The sequence below is a fragment of the uncultured Parabacteroides sp. genome (assembly GCF_902493135.1).
Classification (GTDB): Bacteria; Bacteroidota; Bacteroidia; order Bacteroidales; family Tannerellaceae; genus Parabacteroides.
Genome location: NZ_CABUOD010000039.1, coordinates 28,579 through 45,593, shown reverse-complemented (window position 1 = coordinate 45,593; position 17,015 = coordinate 28,579). Strand labels below are relative to the sequence as shown.

The window sequence follows — 17,015 nt, the reverse complement described above, 5'->3', positions numbered from 1 at the left end:
CTGTAAGCAACAGTCGGTTTTTTTGTTAGGGATGGACAGCTGTCAGGGCGCATGGCTGTTTGATCGGTTCCCGGGAGGAGCTTCGGTATAGGGTAACACTTTGACGCCATAATTGTGGATTTTTTAGGAAGAGTGTGGAATAATTCTACATGTATGGATTCTGGTTTAGATAACAAGCTATTTCATGTCCGGAGTATTGCGTTAATAATAAGCTATATAATGTTTTTTAACGTGTAGGTTAAAACAATGGTACGGTTATTTCATTTCTTAATTTAGAGATAGATATATAGCAAGTTTAAATGTCAATTGTAGATATTAGAAAATGGTAGGAGAAAGATTGGCTAAAGGGGCTGTGTTTTTAGCCTTGATGATGTTAGCAACAGGATGCCGACATAAGGATGAACCTTTGAGGCCCCTTGTGATTGTTGATAAACCGGCGAAGGAAGATGTACAGATTTTTGGCGAATATGTAGGACGCATCCGGGCGGCCCGGTTCGTGGAGATACATGCCCGTGTAGAAGGTTATCTGGAAAAAATGTTGTTTGTGGAAGGAAAAGAAGTGAAGCAGAACGAACCTCTTTTCATTATTAATTCGGCTCTTTATAAGGCAAAGGTGGAGAAAGCCAAAGCGCAATTGAAAAAGAACGAAGCACAGGCAGCCAAAGCCAAGCGCGATGTAGAACGCCTACAGCCTTTGTACGAACAACATGCTGCCAGTCAGTTGGATTTGGATAATGCTTTGGCTTCATTAGGAGATGCGGAAGCAGATATAGCCATGAGTAAGGCCGATCTGGACCAAGCACAACTTGAATTGAGTTATACAACTGTAACCTCTCCACTGGCCGGATATATCAGCGAACGTTTTGTCGATGTCGGCGCTTTGGTCGGTCCCGGTGTAAACTCCAAACTGGCGGCTGTCGTGAAGAGTGACACTGTTTTAGTCGATTTTAAGATGACGGCACTGGACTATTTGCGTGCCGAACGCCGTAACATTAAATTCGGAGAACAAGACACGTCCCGCTCCTGGCAACCGACTGTAACGGTTACCTTAGCCGATGATTCAGAATACCCTGTTAAAGGAATAGTGGATTTTGCCGACCCGATTGTTGATCCGCAGACCGGTACATTCGGTGTACGTGCAGAACTTCCTAACCCGAACCAAAAACTTCTTCCGGGGCAGTTCACAAAAGTGAAACTCTTGCTGGATGTCCGTGAACGTGCCATCGTTGTTCCCCGTAAAGCTATTTCGATAGAGAAAGGAGGCGCTTTTATCTATGTAGTTCGCCGGGATAATGTGGCGGAAAAACGTTTTGTGCAGACCGGGCCGGAAATAGGGAACAATATCGTCATAGAACGTGGATTAGGTGAAAACGAACAAGTCGTAATAGAAGGCTATCATAAATTGGTCCCCGGTATGCTGGTGCAGCCGATACAGGCGGGTGACGATAAGGCGATTGAAGCATTAAGAGCAGAGGAGGAAGGAGAATGAAACCGGGATTCTTTATAGACCGTCCCGTTTTCTCGACAGTACTCTCTTTGGTGATTGTTATTGTCGGAGTTATCGGGTTGGTAATGTTGCCGGTGGATCAGTATCCGCAGATCACTCCGCCGGTTGTGAAGATTAGCGCCTCGTATCCGGGTGCAAGTGCCATGACGGTATCGCAAGCTGTGGCGACTCCTATTGAACAGGAGTTAAACGGTACGCCTGGTATGATTTATATGCAAAGTAGCAGCTCCAATTCGGGAGGTCTGACTATCACTGTCACATTCGATGTGAATGCGAATCCGGATCTTTCAGCCGTAGAGATCCAGAACCGTGTGAAACTGGCGGAATCCCGTTTGCCGGCAGATGTCGTGCAGAACGGCATCACGGTAGAAAAGCAATCTGCCAGCCAGTTGATGACATTAAGTCTGCTATCGGACGACCCACGTTTCGACGAGATCTATTTGAGTAATTTTGCGACCATTAACGTGCTGGATGTATTGCGCCGTATTCCCGGTGTAGGCCGTGTCTCGAATATCGGTAGTCGTTATTATGGTATGCAGATCTGGGTATATCCGGATCGTCTGGCAAACATGGGACTGACAGTAAAGGACTTGCAGAATGCCCTGAAAGAGCAAAACAGTGAATCGGCAGCCGGTGAGTTGGGAAAGCAACCCGTATTGGATGTCGATATCACCCTGCCCGTTACCGCCAGAGGACGTTTGTCTACGGTAAAGGAGTTCGAAGATATTGTAGTCCGTGCCAATCCGGACGGTTCTATTGTCCGTATTCGGGATGTGGCAAGAGTTTCGCTGGAAGCCTCTTCCTACTCGACGGAAAGTGGACTGAACGGAAAAAATGCGGCTATCCTCGCTATCTATATGCTGCCTGGAGCCAATGCGCTGGAAGTGGCTACGAACGTAAAGGAAGCGATGAAAGAGATCAGCCGGAACTTTCCCGAAGGACTGGAATATAAGTTTCCCTTCGACGCAACCGAATATATATCGCAGTCTATACACGAGGTATATAAAACCCTGTTTGAAGCCCTGTTCCTGGTGGTACTGGTCGTATTCCTGTCCTTGCAGAACTGGCGGGCGGCCCTGATCCCGACAATCGCTGTTCCTATCTCCTTGATCGGAACATTCGGTTTTATGCTGATCATGGGGTTCTCGCTCAATATGCTGACGTTGTTAGGCTTAATCCTGGCAATCGGTATTGTGGTGGACGATGCGATCGTCGTGGTAGAAAACGTGGAGCGCCTGATGCACGAAGAACATCTGAGGGCACGTGAGGCTACCCATAAAGCCATGCGTGAACTGTCGGGAGCCTTGATCGCCACCTCTATGGTGTTGGCAGCCGTTTTTGTGCCGGTGAGCTTTTTGAGCGGAATTACCGGAGCTTTGTATCGTCAGTTCTCCATTACGATCGTAGTTTCCGTATTGTTATCTACGGTTGTTGCGTTGACGTTGAGCCCTGCCATGTGTGCGATTATCCTGCGCCCGAACAGGAAGAAAAAGAATATTGTTTTCCGCAAGATCAACATCTGGCTGGCCAAAGGGAATAATAAATACGGCCATTTGTTGGAAAAAGCGATTCGGAATCCGAAGCGCATCCTGGCTGGTTTCGGAATGGTGATCGTGTTTATCTTCGTGTTGAACCGGATGATCCCGACCAGCTTTATCCCTGAAGAAGACCAAGGTTTTTTTACCGTCGAACTGGTGATGCCCGAAGGAGCGACATTGGAACGCACCCGTAAAGTCACAGACCGTGCCATCGCTTTTATCGAAAACCTGTCGGCTGTCGCATACGTGCAGAACGTGACCGGTAGCAGCACGCGTGTCGGAACTTCGCAGAGCCGTTCCACCCTGACCGTTATCCTGAAACCTTGGGAAGAACGCAAATCTTCCAATATGGGAGTGGAGGATGTAATGGAACAATGCCGTAAAGAGTTCTTATATTATCCGGAGATACTGGCCTATCTGAACCGTCCTCCTGTGATTCCGGGATTAGGAGAGAGCGGAGGTTTGGAAATGCAGTTGGAGGCCCGTGGCGATGCCAGTTGGGAAAACCTGGTGGCGGCTACCGATACATTCATGCGCTATGCCTCGCAAGCACCGGAACTGACGGGCGTTTCATCCGCCTTGCAGTCGGAAATACCGCAGCTCTACTTCAATGTAGACCGCGACCGCGCGAAGTTCCTCGGTATCCCGTTGACGGATATCTTCTCGACCATGAAGGCCTATTTAGGTTCCGTCTACGTGAACGACTTCAACATGTTCAACCGTATCTATAAGGTGTATATCCAGGCGGAAGCCCCATATCGAGCAACGCGTGATAATCTTGGCCTGTTCTTCGTCCGGGCACAGAACGGTTCGATGGTCCCGTTGACCGCACTCGGCACGACCAGCTATACGACAGGGCCGGGAACGATCAAACGATTCAATATGTTCACGACAGCCGCTATCAGTGCCGTTGCGGCTCCCGGGTATAGCTCCGGCGAAGCGATGGCCGCCATGCAGCAGATTGCCCGCGAGCATCTGCCGGATAACATCGGATTGGAATGGAGCGGGCTTTCCTATCAGGAGAAAAAGGCCGGCGGACAGACCGGATTCGTGCTGGCGCTGGTCTTCCTTTTCGTCTTCCTCTTTTTGGCCGCCCAATATGAAAGCTGGATCGTGCCGATCGCCGTACTGCTTTCATTGCCGGTTGCAGCGTTGGGAGCTTACCTCGGGATATGGGTGACGGGGCTGCGCAACGACATTTATTTCCAGATCGGCCTGGTGACATTGATCGGCCTCGCGGCAAAGAATGCGATCCTGATCGTCGAGTTTGCCAAAGTGCAGGTCGATTCGGGTGTCGAGGTTGTCAAAGCCGCCCTTCATGCCGCCCGGATGCGTTTCCGCCCGATCCTGATGACATCCTTGGCATTCGTCTTAGGAATGCTGCCGATGGTATTGGCAAGCGGGCCGGGTTCTGCTTCCCGCCACAGTATCGGAACCGGCGTATTCTTCGGGATGCTGGTCGCCATCACAGTCGGGATCGTTTTGGTTCCCTTCTTCTTTGTCTTGATTTACAAGATAAAGGGTAAAGTCAGAATGGAACGTATTCTTCGTCGAACAACAAGCAAATAATCAGAATGAAACGAGACATCTATATTTTTGCGGTTTTGTTCCTTACGCTCGCGCTTTCTTCCTGCAAGATCGGCAAGAAGTATGCCCGCCCGGAACTGAACCTTCCGGAAGAGATTATGGCAGGGGCGGATACCGCTTCGATCGACAGCATCCCTTGGCAAAGCCTGTATGCCGACACGACTTTGCAGCGTTTGATCACCATCGCTCTCGATAATAATAAAGACATGAAGATCGCTGCGGCGAAGATCAAGGAGATGATCGCCACGAAGCGGATCACCTTTGCCGACCAGTTCCCGGAAATAGGAGCCCGGATATACGGGCAGAGGGAACGCCTGAACTACGGAGGCGACAATCCGAAACCCGATCCCGAATATGGAGCCAAGCTGACTCTTGCGTGGGAATTGGACCTGTGGGGTAACCTCCGCTGGGCAAACGAAGCAGGGATTGCCGCTTACCTGCAATCGGTGGAAGCGCGTCGCGCCTTGCAGATGACGTTGGTTGCCGAAGTGGCTGCCGCTTATTACGAACTTTGTGCGCTCGACCAGGAGCAGGACATCGTGCGCCATACGTTAGCTGCCCGCCGCGAAGGTGTCCGCCTGGCCAAATTGCGTTTCGAAGGCGGTCTGACTTCCGAGACCTCCTACAGCCAGGCGCAGGTGGAGCTGGCCCGTACGGAAACCTTGCTCCCCGCAATCGAACGAAAGATCAAGATCAAGGAGAGCGACCTCTCTTTCCTGCTCGGACAGTATTCGGGAGATATCCCGCGCGGATTGCCTCTGCGCGAACAGCATTTACCGGAAACATTGCCGGTCGGTTTACCCTCTTCCTTGCTTGAAAGGCGTCCGGACATGCGGCAGGCCGAACAGAAACTGCGCGAAGCGAATGCCAAGGTTGGGGTGGCACAGACCGATCTTTTCCCAAAGATCAGCCTGACCGGCAATCTTGGCTTTGAAAACGAGGAATTGACGAATTTCATCAAGAGCCCTGCCTGGTTCCTTGCGGGCGATTTATTGCAACCGTTGTTTGCTATGGGTAAGAACAAGGCAAAACTGAAAGCCGCCCGCGCCCGCTATGAACAAGAAGTCTATAACTACCAGAAAAGTGTGCTCGGCGCTTTCAAGGAGGTGAACAATGCCATCGTCACGATCCGCAAGGCAAAGGAAGTGCGCCTGTCATACGAGAAATTGCTCGATGCTGCCGATACCTATCTTCAGTTGGCACAATTGCAGTACATCAACGGTGTCACCAGCTACATGGACGTGCTCGACGCCCAGCGTGGTTTGCTCGAAGCGCAACTCAGCCTGAACAAGGCGATGCTGGACGAACTGCTGTCGACGGTCTACCTTTATAAGGCGTTAGGAGGCGGTTGGGAATAAGTCCGTATTCTTGTTATCATATGTTTTACGAAAGCAAAGACACTGAAAAAATCTCATTATCTTTGTGCTCTGTATACATAATCAAGGAAAGAAGATGCCTTTAAACCTACAGAAGAACTTACCAGCCGTTGAGCTGTTGAAGAAAGAGCACATTTTTGTGATGGACTCGTTGCGTGCGTCTGAACAGGACATTCGTCCGCTACGTGTAGTTGTACTGAACCTGATGCCGTTGAAGATCACGACGGAGACAGACCTTGTCCGCCTCCTGAGCAATACGCCCCTGCAAGTGGAGCTTGACTTTATGAAGATAAAGGGCCATACTCCCAAGAACACGCCGATCGAACACATGCAGGAGTTTTATAAAGACTTCGACGTGATGAAGGATGATTTCTACGACGGCATGATTATCACCGGCGCCCCGGTAGAGCAGATGCCTTTCGAGGAAGTGAACTATTGGGAGGAAGTGACCGAGATATTCGATTGGGCGCGTACGCATGTCACGTCTACCTTATATATATGCTGGGCGGCGCAGGCCGGGTTATACCATTTCTACGGCGTGCCCAAATACGATCTGCCTGCCAAGATGTTCGGCGTGTTCCGCCATACGTTGCGCGAACCCTATGTCCCGATCTTCCGCGGTTTCGACGACGAGTTCTATGTGCCGCACAGCCGCCATACGGAGATCCGCCGCGAGGATGTGATGAAAGTGCCCGAACTGACGCTGCTGTCCGAGAGCGAAGAGTCAGGCGTGTACATGGCGATGGCGCGTGGAGGACGCGAGTTCTTTATCACCGGCCATTCCGAATATTCGCCTTACACGCTGAACGACGAGTATATGCGCGATGTGAACAAGGGATTGCCTATCTCTGTCCCCCGCAACTATTACCGGAATAACAATCCGGCCCTCGGTCCGGTGGTCCGTTGGCGCGGCCATGCCAATCTGCTGTTCACCAACTGGCTGAACTACTATGTCTATCAGGAAACCCCGTTCCGCATCGAAGACATCAGGAACCTCGGTGGTCTATAATTAATCTATTAGGACTACTCTTTTAGGCACGGATTTCACGGATTACGCAGTAAGACATTTATTGAAACCGCGAAATCCGTGCCTAAAAGAGATTCACTTTGAAACAACATCATGCAAACTAAACCCCGTCTTATAGAACTTCTTTCTCCTGCAAAGGATCTTACTTGCGGGATTGAAGCGATTAATCACGGCGCCGATGCCGTCTATATCGGTGCACCCAAGTTCGGTGCGCGTGCCGCTGCCGGCAACTCTTTGGAAGACATACGCGAGCTTTGCGAGTATGCTCACCTGTATGGCGCCCGCATCTACGTTACGCTCAACACGATCCTGAAAGAAGAGGAACTGGAAGAAGCCGAACGGATGATCTGGGACCTCTGGCGTGCCGGAACGGATGCCCTGATCGTCCAGGACATGGGAATTACCCGGCTGGACCTGCCGCCTATCCCGCTTCACGCCAGCACGCAGACGGACAACCGCACGCCGGAAAAGGTCCGCTTCCTCGAAGCCGCCGGCTTTACGCAGGTAGTCTTAGCACGTGAGCTCTCGCTGAACGAGATCCGCCGGATCGCGGAAGCGACTACCGTTCCGCTGGAAGTATTCGTTCACGGCGCCCTCTGCGTCAGTTATAGCGGACAATGTTACCTGAGCGCCGCCCTGAGCGGACGTAGCGCCAACCGCGGGGAATGCGCCCAATACTGCCGCCTGCCCTATACGATGGTCGATGCGGCGGGGACGGAGATCGTCACCCGTAAACACCTGCTTTCGCTCAAGGATATGAACCGTTCCGACCAGCTGGAAGCCCTGTTGGACGCGGGTGTCTCTTCCCTCAAGATCGAAGGGCGGCTGAAAGATGTCGACTATGTCAAGAATGTCACGGCTTATTACCGGAAGAAGTTGGACGCCGTCCTGTCCCGCCGTCCGGAATACCGCCGTGCCTCTGCCGGGCGAAGCACTTATACGTTCGAGCCGGCAGCCGAAAAGAGTTTTAACCGCGGCTTCACTCCGTTCTTTTTGGAGGGACGGACGGCGGATATTACCGCTTTCGATACGCCTAAATCGCTCGGCGAACCTGTCGGAACGGTCAAGGAGATCAAAGGCAATTCCTTTACCGTGGCCGGCTTGAAGCAGTTGAACAATGGAGACGGGCTTGTCTTCTTCAATAAAAAAGGAGAGTTGGAGGGCTTCCGCGTAAACCGGGTGGAAGCAAACCGGGTGTTCCCCTTGGACATGCCGCAGCTTGCACCCAAGACTCCGCTTTACCGCAATTTCGACCAGTCATTTGACAAACTGCTTGCCAAGCCTTCCGCCGAACGCAAGTTGTCCGTGAAGGTCGAGTTCTTGGACAATCCCTTCGGCTTCACGCTCTCTATGGAGGACGAGACAGGCGCACGGATCATGCTGACCGAGCCGTTCGCAAAAGAGCCGGCCCGGCGTGAACAGCAGGATAATATCCGGACACAGCTCTCCAGGTTTGGGAATACGCCTTTCGAAGCATTGGAGGTTGTGGTCGGTCTATCTGAAAACTGGTTCGTTCCCTCTTCCCTGCTCGCCGACATGCGCCGTAGAGGAGTGGAGAAGCTGTTGGAAGTACACCGCGCCCGTTATCCCCGTGAGATAGCGAAACGTGTGCAGCCGTCCGATCCGGCGCCTTTCCCCGAACGCAACCTGACTTATTTGGGGAATGTCGCCAACGGGAAAGCCCGTTCGTTCTACCGGGATCACGGGGTGGAACAGATCGAACCGGCGTTCGAACTGTCTCCCCGAAAAGATGTTCCGCTGATGTTTGCCCGACACTGCCTGCGCTACAGCATGGGATGGTGTCCTACGTACCAGAAGAACAAATCTCCCTACAAGGAACCGTATTATCTGTTATATAAAGATACGCGCCTCCGGTTGCAGTTCGACTGCAAGCATTGCCGGATGTTGGTATTCGAAAGTTGAAAATTGAAAAATTGAAAGTTATGAGAACACTATTATTGTTGCTTTGTTTGTCTTTGTTGACTTTTATCTCCTGCAAGGAGAAGCCGTTGGATCCGGAGAAGCCGGTGTATGTGACCGTCCGCACTTCGATGGGAGATGTGACCGTCCTGCTTTACGACGATACGCCTTTGCATCGTGATAACTTCATCCGGCTTTGCCGGTCCGGCGAGTATGAAGGGATGCTGTTCCACCGCATCATCAAGGACTTTGTCGTACAGGGTGGCGATCCGGCCAGCAAAGCGCATGAGCCTCATGTGCTTTATGGCGATGGCGACGGCGGCTATACCGTTCCTGCCGAGATATTGCCCCATCATTTTAATAAGCGTGGCGCTTTGATCGACGCGAAGGAAACCGACGATGTGAATATCGAACGTGCCTCCGCCGGCACGCAATTCTGCTTCGTGCAGGGAAAGAAGTTGACGGATGAAGAGCTGGCGCAGAAAGAAGCCCGCATCAACGAGATACGTCGTAACTGGCTGTTCTATAGATTCCAGGATCGTTTGAAGAAGCAGGAACCCTCCTTGGCTGCCGACTCGATGAAGACGGAGTTGGAGAACCGGGCGCTCGTCATGTTGGAAGATACGCTCGAAGTGCTGGGATATTATACGATTCCTGCCGACCGCCGCGAGATCTACAAGACTGTCGGAGGCGTTCCGCATCTCGACGGCTCGGTGACGATCTTCGGCGAAGTGGTGGACGGCTTCGATATAGTCGAGAAGATGTCGCTTGTCAAGACGGACAAGAACGACCGCCCGGTGAAAGACGTCGTGATCCGTTCGACAAAAGTATTCCAGAAATAAAGGAGCCGATAGGCATCCGACGACAGTTTCATAGGCATGGGAAAGAAGTTTCATGCCTATGAAACAAAAGTTTCCCTTGCATGAAACAAAAGTTTCCCTTGCATGAAACAAAAGTTTCCCTTGCATGAAACAAAAGTTTCCCTTGCATGAAACAAAAGTTTCCCTTGCATGAAACAAAAGTTTCTTCTTAGGGAAACCGGATGGCAGTGCAAGGCTATGCTTCTTTCCTTAATAGTCCCATGTATTTTTCCACCTCTTCCGTCTCTTCCGGAGCCGGACTCCAGGGAGCGAAATTCTCCGGAGCGAGCGGAGCGAACGGCCCTTGCTTGATCTCATAGATGACGGAGCCGGATTCCAGAACCAAGAGGCCGTGCCATGTCCCCGCCTTTATTTCGGCGCCGTAGACACCTTCTTTCGGATCGAGTATCTGCGTTTCGGTGATTTTCCCTTCGTCATCGAAGAGGAAAACAGCAATGCGACCGCGTAGCAGGAGGAATATCTCGTCCTTTTCAGGGTTCAGGTGGCGGTGCGGGCGGAGGTAGGTTCCCGGTTCCAAGGCATTGAGCAAGCGGTTGACGGGATCGTCCAAGCGCTCGTGAAAGTTGTAGTTCATGCGTAACCGGGGCGACTGTTTGGCACGCCCGGTCGTTTCGTCCAATAGAGCTTCGTTTATGATCTTCATGCGAATAATTGATTACCGGGGGACGAATGTACAAAATAAATATTGGCTGGTATGCCATTTCTCCGTACATTTGCAGAAACCTGTAAATAAAACAGAATGAAACCTGCTCTGACTTATTACGCTCTACTGGCCTTGCTTCTGGCATTCTGTTTTTCCTGCAAAACAGATTCGGAGAAGAAAGAGTATGTTATTGGCGTCTCGCAGTGTACGCTTGAAGGCTCCTGGCGCAAGTCGATGTTGCTGGATATGAAAGTACAGGCCTCCGAATATCCGGCCGTCTCCCTGTTGGTCGAGGATGCTGCGGACAGCAGCTTGTTGCAGGTGGAGCAGATACGCGGCCTGATAAAACGGAAGGTCGATCTGCTGATTATCTCGGCCAACGAATCGGAACCTGTCACGCCTGTTGCGATCGAGGCCTACCGTGCCGGCATCCCGACTATCCTGATAGACCGCAAGATCAGTTCGGACGAATATACGACTTATATCGGCGGCAACAATTACGAGATCGGCCGCCAAGCCGGCTTTTTCGTGAACCGCCAGGTGAAAGAAAAATATCCCACCGTGCTGGAAGTATGGGGCTTGTCCGGCTCTTCTCCGGCACAGGAGCGCCATCGTGGTTTTACGGATGTCTTGAACTCCCGCATCAAGGTGAAGGAAATATTCGGGAAATGGAAGCCGGAAACGGTGGAGAAGGAGATTGCTGAAATGGATTCGCTGGAGGAGGTGGATGTTGTCTTCGCCCATAACGACGTGATGGCAATGGCTGCCCGCAGGGCAATCGAAAAGAAGCATCCCGGTTTGGCGGACCGGATTCGCTTTGTGGGGATCGATGCCGTTTCGGGACACGGTTCGGGGCTGGAAGCCGTCATGCACGGGATATTGGCCGCTTCGATCCTGTATCCGACGGGCGGAAGCCTGGCCATCCGTGTTGCCATGCAGATATTGAACGGGGAAGAGGTGCCCCGGCAATATTTACTCTCTTCCGCCTTGATCGATAAGAACAATGCCGGGACGCTGTTCATCCAGTCCGAACAGGTGGTCGACTACCAGCATCAGATCGAGTTGCAACGGGAGAACCTGGAGAGCATGCTTTCCAAATATACGTTCCTCCAAAACTCCGTCGGCATCATCCTTTTGCTGATGGGGCTGTTGCTCTTGTCCGCCTTGTATGTGATCCATGTGAACCGGACGGTGAAGCGGAAGAACCGCGAACTGAAACGCACGAACTTGCAGGTACAGCGGCAAAAAGAGGAATTGGCCGAGGCGAACCGCTATATCGAGAAGTCGACGGCTCAGAAACTTCAATTCTTTACCAATATCACGCACGAGATCAAGACGCCGCTGACGCTTATCCTCGGTCCGCTCGGCAAGCTGTCGAAAGAGGCGCCCGAAGGTTCTTCGTTGGCAGACGATATCCGTATTATCCGGAAAAATGCGGAGCGGTTGAAGAGGGTGGTGGACCAGTTGCTCGATTTCCGCAAGGTGGAGAGCAATAAGATGAATATGCGGGTCAGTGAGGTGGATTTAGTCGCTTTTGTGGCGGAAGTGAAATCTTGTTTCGATACGATGGCTGCCGCCAAGCAGATTCATTTCACGTTCGAGCATGATTGTCCTTCTGTCAATGTATGGGTGGACAGGGACAAGATGGAGAAGATCCTGGCCAACCTCTTGTCCAACGCTTTCAAGTTCACGCTGGACGGAGGTGCGATCACGGTCCGGCTGAAGGAGGAAGGCGACCGGGTCGAGCTTTCTGTCGAAGATGATGGCAAGGGCATTCCGCCGGAGAACATTGCTTCCGTCTTTGACCGCTTCTTTACCGGCGACCAGAATTATGTGACGGGGACGGGGATCGGCTTGCACCTGACGCGCGAGTTCGTCCACATGCACAAAGGTACCATCCGGGTGGCGAGTGTTCCGCATAAGAGTACCATCTTTACGGTCGTCTTCTTGAAAGGGAAATCCCATTTTGACGAATCCTGTACGTTCGATCTTTCCGTGACCGAGCTTTCCAGCGGTGTCGCCAACCTGAACACGGACGAATTGCAGGAGGCGTTGAACCGCACTTACGACTATACGGTCCTGATCGTAGAGGACGATCCCGATATACAGGGGTATTTGCAGGCGGAATTAAAACAGAACTTCCATGTGTTGGTTGCCGATAACGGCGTGAAGGCTTTGGAGGTGTTGATGAACGAAGAGGTTTCGATGGTTGTCAGCGATGTGATGATGCCGGAGATGAACGGTTTCGACCTTTGCCGCAAGATTAAGTCGGATATTGTCCTGAGCCATCTTCCGGTTATGCTGTTGACAGCCTTGTCCGACGACAAGCAGCAGATGTACGGGGCTGCCAGCGGTGCGGATGCATATATCCGGAAGCCTTTTAACATAGAGATCGTGAAATTGCGCATCATCAAGCTGTTGGAAGACCGTGCCCGGTTGCGCGAGGCGTATGCTCGCAACGCTTCCTCGCCTGCCGTCTCCGTGAAGGAGGAAAAAGCGGAAAGCATGGACGATCTTTTTATGAATCGTTTCTTGAAACTGATCGAAGAGTCGTATGCCGACCCGGAGTTCAGCATTGAGAAAGGAAGTGAGAAGTTGGGCTTGTCGCGCGTGCACCTGTACCGGAAAGTGAAGGAGCTTGCCGGAGTGACGCCGACCGATTTCCTGCGTAACTACCGTTTGAAGAAGGCCGCCGCCTTGCTCCGCCGGAAAGCCGGAAATGTGAACGAGGTGGCTTATGCGACGGGCTTCGGTTCGCCTGCCTATTTCTCGAAATGTTTTAAAGCCGTTTATAATATCACTCCGACAGAGTATCTGGAAAAAGAATAAGATCTTTCCCTTTGATAACGCTCGTTACATTTATGTAACATCTGCGCATGTAACGTGAAAATAAGTGCATTATGTAACAAGTGTTATCAATCCTGTAGCATTTGTTATCGTCGCGTCCGCCACCGGTCCCTATCTTTGCATCGTGGAAAACGGAATTATCCTTGTCAAATACACTATAATGAAACAAATGCAAAGCAACAATAAGAAACCGGTCGTGGTAGGAATAGGGGAACTCCTGTGGGACATGCTGCCGACGGGAAAGAAAGCAGGCGGCGCTCCTATCAATTTCGTCTACCATGCTTCACGGTTGGGAGCGGAAGGATATGCTATCAGCGCCGTGGGAGACGACGGGTTGGGACATGAAATCCTCGAAGAGCTGGATAATAATTCGATCCGGTATCTGATCGAGAAAGTCCCTTATCCGACCGGAACGGTACAGGTGACTTTGCAGAATGGCGTCCCTGACTACATGATTAATGAACGTGTAGCTTGGGATCATCTTTCACCGACATCGAACGCGATCGATCTGGCTGAACGGGCGGATGCCATTTGCTTCGGTACGTTGGGACAGCGTTCCGCTCAGTCGAGAGAGACGATACAGGCGATTCTTTCTTTCGCCCCGGACGATGCTTATCGTTGCTTCGACATCAATTTGCGCCAGCAGTATTATACGAAAGAGTTGATCGAAGAATCGCTCTATCTGGCAAATGTATTGAAAGTGAATGACGGTGAATTGCTCGTCTTGCGGGATATGTTTCATTTGGAAGGAACGGACAGGGAGGCGGCGCATTGGTTTATGGAACGCTATAATCTCCGTTTGGTGGTGTTGACTGCCGGAAGTGCTTACAGTACGATATATACCGCTGATGAAGAATCGACTTTGCAGACCCCGGAAGTGCAGGTGGCGGATACGGTTGGGGCGGGTGATGCTTTCTCCGGTGCACTGGTCATTTCGCTGCTAAAAGGGGCTTCGCTAAGGGAAGCGCATGAATTTGCCGTCCGCACAGCCGCTTATGTCTGCACGAAAGAGGGGGCATGGCCGGCATACGAGGAATAAGAAACTTGGGAAATATAGATACATTGGTAGGTTTGGTTTTTAGGTTAGAAAGATTGTTTAGTAATGGGAAACCTTAACGTAGAGTAGAACAAAAAGAAAAAGATGGTTGATTTAAGGTTTTTAGGTTTTTTTGTTTTGGTTGATTGAATGGCTCGGAACTTCCGGGCCATTTTTATTGTTGATTATTTATAGAAACATAAATAGTGAATGATATGGACAAAGATTTTACCAAAATTCCGGAGAACGCCGAATCGAAAGCGTCAGACAGGGAGAAAGAAGAATATCCCGTGCAACAAGTGGCCGTCACCTATCCGATAGGTGAAAAAGAGGTGAAGGATGCCGTCAAAGAACTTAATCCCGATACGGATAGCCTCGGAAGCAGAGGATAAAGGAAACTGAAAATTGGAAATGGAGAATTGAAAATTACATCTGTAACTAATTTTCCATTTTCCATTTTCAACTCTCAAATAGCTCCTTCTATTTTATATCTTAACTGGTCCAGCATCAGGGCTACTTCGGCTTCTTCGATACCGGCGATCAACAGGTCCGCAACGTCCTGACTGAACTGTTCTTGGAACTTAGGGTAGTTGCCGTTTTCCATTTGTACAGCCTGTTGGTAATAGGTAAGCGCGCCTTTGATATTCTGCAATGCCCATTCGGTATGCCCTGCGTTCAGCAGGTCTTGTGCGTTGGGTTGGTTATCCAGTATCTTTTTATAGTAGTTCCGTGCCTGGTCGTATTTTCCCGTCAGGAAAGAACACCATGCGATAGGCCGCCATGCCTTGTGGCTTTTGCTATCCAGGTAATCGACTTTGAAGAAGCATTTCAACGCTTCGTTATAATCCTTCAGTTCGAGGTGGCAATGGCCGATGCTGATTTGAACCGACAAATTGTCCGGGTTTAATGCTTCGTACCGGCGATAGTATTTCAGCGCTTCTTCCGGCTGTTTCAGTGAACGGTAGCAGCCGGCGATTCGCCGGATTACCCATTTGCTTTCGGTGTTCAGCAGGTCTGCGTGCAGATAGGCGTCCAGTGCGCCCTTCAAATCACCTTCCATTTGCTTGCAATAGCCGATCTTCTGGAAAAGGATGTCGCTATCCTGATCCGTTTCCGCCAACTGGTTGAATATGGTCAGTGCATCGCTGAAATAGTTTTTGCGGAGGTAATATTCAGCAATGGTCGTAAGGCTTTCTTTATCCGATATATAAGGACGTAGAATGGCAAGGTTGTGGAAGTCGAACGGCATGGTGAAGATATCCGTAAAATCCAGATGGCCCGGATATAGCTTGAAGAAACGGTAGAGGTCTTGTATGTATTGACCGATAATCGTATCTTGCTTTCCGCGCTTGCTGATCAGTTCTTCTTTATTCTGCTGGATCATTTCCGTGGCCTGGCTGTCGAACTGGTTCATCATCATCTTCCGGGCCTCTTTGGGCAATTGCATCATGCTGAAATAAAGAGAGTATTTATCTGAGTTGCACATGAAGGCCGCCAGTGTCATGGAGTCGAGCATCTGCTTTTCAGCTTGGTTGTCCGAAGTGAATTGATCGTCGAAAGAAGAATGTTCGATTGTGAACGGGAGCAACCAGTTACTTAGTTCGCGGAAAAAGGGAAAGTTCTTCAAATGGACGAAGGTCGAATGCATGACGTCGGCCCCTTCCTGTTGAAGTTCTCCGAACTCTTCCATCTTTTTGCCGAGGTTGTTGTCCGAGAAAAAGTTTTCCCACTCCGGGTTCATCTCTTCGTTTACCATATCCTCAGGCGTGAGATCTTTCAGATTGATTTTATTGCTGATCTTCGGACTTAGTTTCATCATTTCCGGAATAATCTCATCCTGGATTTTACGTGTGATCTTTTCCGTCTCACGGGCTAAGATGAAGCGCAGGATGATTGTGCGGATCGTCTTGGTGAACCCCGGAACTTCGGCCAATGCGGCCAGCCGGTTGGCTATCTGCGGGTATAAGTCGGTCCGTTTCCTATATGTATATAAAGTGATCAGGATTGAAATCAATGCCCTGACTTTGACCTCTTCGTCCGGATGGTTGGCAGCGTCGAACAGTAAAAGCATCTTTTCTTTGTCGAACGCCTCTTGCAATCCTAACATCAAGGCGGAAACAATCAGGCTACCGGTTGTAAAAGGCAGTGCATGGTCCTGGAACATGCCGCGGATATCTTCAGCCTCCTCTTTCTTCAGAAAAGATGATACCCATATTTTATTGAAGATAAGAATATTGAATGCATCGCTCTCTTTGTGTTTCCCGGCTTCATGTTCCAACACCAGTTGGTCGTGCAGTTGTTTGTAAGTGAGAGGCGGCTGTATGTTCAGACTTCTTCGGCGGCTATAATAGGATAGGGGAGATTCTACTGCCAATGCTTTCTGCTTGACCGAATCGGCCAGTTCATAGGTCGATGCCTGTAAATTGTTGTATATTTGTTCCTGCATCGGGTCCTTTGCTCCTTCAATCCGATAACGCAACATATACTTGTAGGTATCCTGCAGTTCGTTCAACTTGTCCTGAAAAGTATATTCGCGGCTTCCTGCAATAAGAGCCTGTAAGGAATCGAAAGCATTCTTTAATTCTTTACTGTCCAACGAACCGACTATGCGGTTGTATGCTTTGTTTATTTCTTGTAGTGTCATAGATTATTA

The 17,015-nt window shown here is 50.5% G+C and carries 11 protein-coding genes; 9 read left to right on the top strand and 2 right to left on the bottom strand.

Annotated elements, in window-relative coordinates; all coding sequences use genetic code 11:
• The first annotated feature begins 322 nt into the window (after positions 1-322).
• From RDN79_RS15260 to RDN79_RS15235, 6 genes are all read left to right on the top strand, one after another.
• Positions 323-1,489, top strand: a complete 1,167-nt coding sequence (locus tag RDN79_RS15260) for an efflux RND transporter periplasmic adaptor subunit (RefSeq protein WP_298554879.1) — start codon at positions 323-325, stop codon at positions 1,487-1,489.
• A complete protein-coding gene (locus RDN79_RS15255; RefSeq protein ID WP_298554881.1) occupies positions 1,486-4,614 on the top strand; it encodes an efflux RND transporter permease subunit in 3,129 nt (1,042 codons plus the stop codon). Before RDN79_RS15260 ends, RDN79_RS15255 begins: the two co-directional genes overlap by 4 nt.
• 5 nt (positions 4,615-4,619) lie before the next feature.
• Positions 4,620-5,990 carry an efflux transporter outer membrane subunit gene (locus tag RDN79_RS15250; RefSeq protein ID WP_298554884.1) on the top strand — a complete coding sequence of 457 codons (1,371 nt, stop codon included), beginning with the start codon at positions 4,620-4,622 and terminating at the stop codon, positions 5,988-5,990.
• 94 nt (positions 5,991-6,084) lie between these two features.
• Positions 6,085-7,017 carry a homoserine O-succinyltransferase gene (gene metA, locus RDN79_RS15245; protein ID WP_298554888.1) on the top strand — a complete coding sequence of 311 codons (933 nt, stop codon included), beginning with the start codon at positions 6,085-6,087 and terminating at the stop codon, positions 7,015-7,017.
• Positions 7,018-7,128: 111 nt separating this feature from the next.
• Entirely contained in the window at positions 7,129-8,958 is a 1,830-nt protein-coding gene (locus tag RDN79_RS15240) for a U32 family peptidase (protein WP_298554891.1), read from the top strand.
• A 20-nt stretch (positions 8,959-8,978) separates the two neighbouring features.
• The gene (locus RDN79_RS15235) at positions 8,979-9,797 is read left to right on the top strand and encodes a peptidylprolyl isomerase (protein ID WP_298554894.1); all 819 of its coding nucleotides are present in this window, start codon (positions 8,979-8,981) and stop codon (positions 9,795-9,797) included.
• A 214-nt stretch (positions 9,798-10,011) separates the two neighbouring features.
• Here the strand turns inward: RDN79_RS15235 and RDN79_RS15230 are convergent, their stop codons facing one another.
• Complete coding sequence (locus tag RDN79_RS15230) at positions 10,012-10,479, bottom strand: WbuC family cupin fold metalloprotein (protein WP_298550241.1); 468 nt, start codon at positions 10,477-10,479, stop codon at positions 10,012-10,014.
• Positions 10,480-10,575: 96 nt separating this feature from the next.
• On the opposite strand from RDN79_RS15230, the gene RDN79_RS15225 reads away from it, so the two are divergent.
• The 3 genes from RDN79_RS15225 to RDN79_RS15215 all read left to right on the top strand — a co-directional run bounded on the left by RDN79_RS15225 (position 10,576) and on the right by RDN79_RS15215 (position 14,754).
• Positions 10,576-13,308: a substrate-binding domain-containing protein gene (locus RDN79_RS15225; RefSeq protein ID WP_298550243.1), complete on the top strand. Its 2,733-nt coding sequence runs from the start codon at positions 10,576-10,578 to the stop codon at positions 13,306-13,308.
• A gap of 187 nt (positions 13,309-13,495) precedes the next feature.
• Positions 13,496-14,365, top strand: a complete 870-nt coding sequence (locus RDN79_RS15220; protein ID WP_374044520.1) for a carbohydrate kinase — start codon at positions 13,496-13,498, stop codon at positions 14,363-14,365.
• 212 nt (positions 14,366-14,577) lie between these two features.
• Positions 14,578-14,754, top strand: coding sequence for a hypothetical protein (locus tag RDN79_RS15215; RefSeq protein ID WP_008150391.1), 177 nt, complete (start codon positions 14,578-14,580; stop codon positions 14,752-14,754).
• 74 nt (positions 14,755-14,828) lie between these two features.
• On the opposite strand, the gene RDN79_RS15210 is transcribed toward RDN79_RS15215, so the two are convergent.
• Positions 14,829-17,006 (bottom strand): lipopolysaccharide assembly protein LapB, encoded by a 2,178-nt coding sequence (locus RDN79_RS15210; protein WP_298550250.1) that lies wholly within the window; start codon positions 17,004-17,006, stop codon positions 14,829-14,831.
• Positions 17,007-17,015: the final 9 nt, after the last annotated feature.

What these genes read in the sequence shown, in the direction of transcription:
- RDN79_RS15260 (WP_298554879.1), top strand. Translation starts at nt 323, where the DNA reads ATGGTAGGAGAAAGATTGGCTAAAGGGGCTGTGTTTTTAGCCTTGATG.
- RDN79_RS15255 (WP_298554881.1), top strand. Translation starts at nt 1,486, where the DNA reads ATGAAACCGGGATTCTTTATAGACCGTCCCGTTTTCTCGACAGTACTC.
- RDN79_RS15250 (WP_298554884.1), top strand. Translation starts at nt 4,620, where the DNA reads ATGAAACGAGACATCTATATTTTTGCGGTTTTGTTCCTTACGCTCGCG.
- metA (WP_298554888.1), top strand. Translation starts at nt 6,085, where the DNA reads ATGCCTTTAAACCTACAGAAGAACTTACCAGCCGTTGAGCTGTTGAAG.
- RDN79_RS15240 (WP_298554891.1), top strand. Translation starts at nt 7,129, where the DNA reads ATGCAAACTAAACCCCGTCTTATAGAACTTCTTTCTCCTGCAAAGGAT.
- RDN79_RS15235 (WP_298554894.1), top strand. Translation starts at nt 8,979, where the DNA reads ATGAGAACACTATTATTGTTGCTTTGTTTGTCTTTGTTGACTTTTATC.
- RDN79_RS15230 (WP_298550241.1), bottom strand. Translation starts at nt 10,479, where the DNA reads ATGAAGATCATAAACGAAGCTCTATTGGACGAAACGACCGGGCGTGCC.
- RDN79_RS15225 (WP_298550243.1), top strand. Translation starts at nt 10,576, where the DNA reads ATGAAACCTGCTCTGACTTATTACGCTCTACTGGCCTTGCTTCTGGCA.
- RDN79_RS15220 (WP_374044520.1), top strand. Translation starts at nt 13,496, where the DNA reads ATGCAAAGCAACAATAAGAAACCGGTCGTGGTAGGAATAGGGGAACTC.
- RDN79_RS15215 (WP_008150391.1), top strand. Translation starts at nt 14,578, where the DNA reads ATGGACAAAGATTTTACCAAAATTCCGGAGAACGCCGAATCGAAAGCG.
- RDN79_RS15210 (WP_298550250.1), bottom strand. Translation starts at nt 17,006, where the DNA reads ATGACACTACAAGAAATAAACAAAGCATACAACCGCATAGTCGGTTCG.